This window comes from Mesorhizobium sophorae (assembly GCF_002270415.1).
Taxonomy (GTDB): domain Bacteria; phylum Pseudomonadota; class Alphaproteobacteria; order Rhizobiales; family Rhizobiaceae; genus Mesorhizobium; species Mesorhizobium sophorae.
Window position 1 is genome coordinate 480,001 of record NZ_NNRI01000008.1, and the last position, 2,500, is coordinate 482,500.

Sequence of the window (2,500 nt, forward strand, 5' to 3'; positions counted from 1 at the left end):
AACAGCCCGGGCTTGGCCGGGCTGTTTTAATTTGGTTGCGGGGACAGGATTTGAACCTGTGACCTTCAGGTTATGAGCCTGACGAGCTACCGGGCTGCTCCACCCCGCGTCAACTAGAAGTAAGCGCAAGCCTACGATAGGGATGGCCTACAGATAGGTAGAAGCCTGACCAAATGAAAGGGCCGCTTACGCGGCCCGTGATCCCGTTGGCGGGCCTGTTCATAAAGAGAAGATTTCTCTCCATCCGGTTTGGATGTGAGATCAACGTGCGTTTGGCAGACCTGGCAGCGACCTACTCTCCCGCGTCTTGAGACGAAGTACCATCAGCGCTGGAGCGTTTCACGGCCGAGTTCGGAATGGGATCGGGTGCAGCCGCTCCGCCATAACCACCAGGTCGGCAAAACGCACGTTGTTCGAGAAGCTTTTGAGCGAATAGCATTAGTGAGTAGCCAATAGGGATTACCTATTTTTGGCCCGTCTCGGAGCTGTTCGCTGGTCTTTTTTGTGCCTGGCTGTTCTTGGGGTCTGGCCCTTGGAAGCGAAGCTTCGCAAGGTCGACCGACCGTCGGCGCCGATGCGCCGCACCCACGTAGCGCCGCCCGCAGGGCGGAACAAGCGTGAGTGAGAACAAACCATCTGACTTCGTCAGATGGGCATAAGGAATGAGAACGATCAAGCCGATCGAACTATTAGTACCGGTAAGCTTCAAGCGTTGCCGCTCTTCCACACCCGGCCTATCAACGTGGTCGTCTTCCACGGTTCTCAGGGAATACTCGTTTTAAGGTGGGTTTCCCGCTTAGATGCCTTCAGCGGTTATCCCGTCCGGATATAGCTACCCTGCTATGCGGCTGGCGCCACAACAGGTCCACCAGAGATCCGTCCATCCCGGTCCTCTCGTACTAGGGACAGATCCTTTCAATATTCCTACACCCACGGCAGATAGGGACCGAACTGTCTCACGACGTTCTGAACCCAACTCACGTACCGCTTTAAATGGCGAACAGCCATACCCTTGGGACCTGCTCCAGCCCCAGGATGCGATGAGTCGACATCGAGGTGCCAAACAACCCCGTCGATATGGACTCTTGGGGGTCATCAGCCTGTTATCCCCGGCGTACCTTTTATTCGTTGAGCGATGGCCCTTCCACGCGGGACCACCGGATCACTATGACCGACTTTCGTCTCTGCTCGACTTGTCAGTCTCGCAGTCAGGCAGGCTTATGCCATTGCACTCAGCGAACGATTTCCGACCGTTCTGAGCCCACCATCGCGCGCCTCCGTTACTCTTTAGGAGGCGACCGCCCCAGTCAAACTACCCACCATACATTGTCCCGGACCCGGATAACGGGCCGCGGTTAGACATCCATAGTAATAAGGGTGGTATTTCAAGGGTGGCTCCACCTGAGCTGGCGCCCAGGTTTCAAAGCCTACCACCTATCCTACACATGCCACTACGAATGCCAATGTAAAGCTATAGTAAAGGTGCACGGGGTCTTTCCGTCTAACCGCAGGAACCCCGCATCTTCACGGGGAATTCAATTTCACTGAGTCTATGCTGGAGACAGCGGGGAAGTCGTTACGCCATTCGTGCAGGTCGGAACTTACCCGACAAGGAATTTCGCTACCTTAGGACCGTTATAGTTACGGCCGCCGTTTACTGGGGCTTCGATTCAGAGCTTGCACCCCTCCTCTTAACCTTCCAGCACCGGGCAGGCGTCAGACCCTATACGTCGTCTTGCGACTTCGCAGAGCCCTGTGTTTTTGATAAACAGTCGCTACCCCCTGGTCTGTGCCACCCTCCTCCACTTGCGTGGAAAAGGGTCACGCTTCTTCCGAAGTTACGCGTGCAATTTGCCGAGTTCCTTCAGCATAGTTCTCTCAAGCGCCTTGGTATACTCTACCAGACCACCAGTGTCGGTTTCGGGTACGGTTTATAAGGAGGAGCTATTTCCTGGAACCACGCAGCAGCCCGTTCAATCCGATAAGATTGGACTACCTCAATGATCCGTCACTACCTCCAAGCCCACGAATATTAACGTGGTTCCCATCGACTACGCGTTTCCGCCTCGTCTTAGGGGCCGGCTAACCCTGCTCAGATTAGCTTTAAGCAGGAACCCTTGGTCTTTCGGCGGGGGAGTCTCTCACTCCCCTTACGTTACTCATGTCAGCATTCGCACTTCTGATACCTCCACCACCCCTCACGGGTATGGCTTCATCAGCTTACAGAACGCTCCGCTACCGCTCGTGATTGCTCACGAACCCTAAGCTTCGGTGTATGGCTTTAGCCCCGTTACATTTTCGGCGCAAAGACCCTTATTTAGACCAGTGAGCTGTTACGCTTTCTTTAAATGATGGCTGCTTCTAAGCCAACATCCTGGTTGTTTTGGGATCCTCACATCCTTTCCCACTTAGCCATAACTTGGGGACCTTAGCTGTAGGTCAGGGTTGTTTCCCTTTTCACGACGGACGTTAGCACCCGCCGTGTGTCTGCCGACTAGTA

Annotated in this window: 1 tRNA gene and 2 rRNA genes (1 of these 3 cut by a window edge); all 3 read right to left on the reverse strand. The window is 54.6% G+C overall.

What is annotated here, in order from left to right:
• Positions 1-32: 32 nt before the first annotated feature.
• A tRNA-Met gene (locus tag CGZ66_RS14560) sits at positions 33-109 on the reverse strand.
• A 170-nt stretch (positions 110-279) separates the two neighbouring features.
• Positions 280-394, reverse strand: a 5S ribosomal RNA gene (gene rrf / locus CGZ66_RS14565).
• A 274-nt stretch (positions 395-668) separates the two neighbouring features.
• Positions 669-2,500: ribosomal RNA gene (locus CGZ66_RS14570) — 23S ribosomal RNA — on the reverse strand (it continues 1,027 nt past the right edge of the window).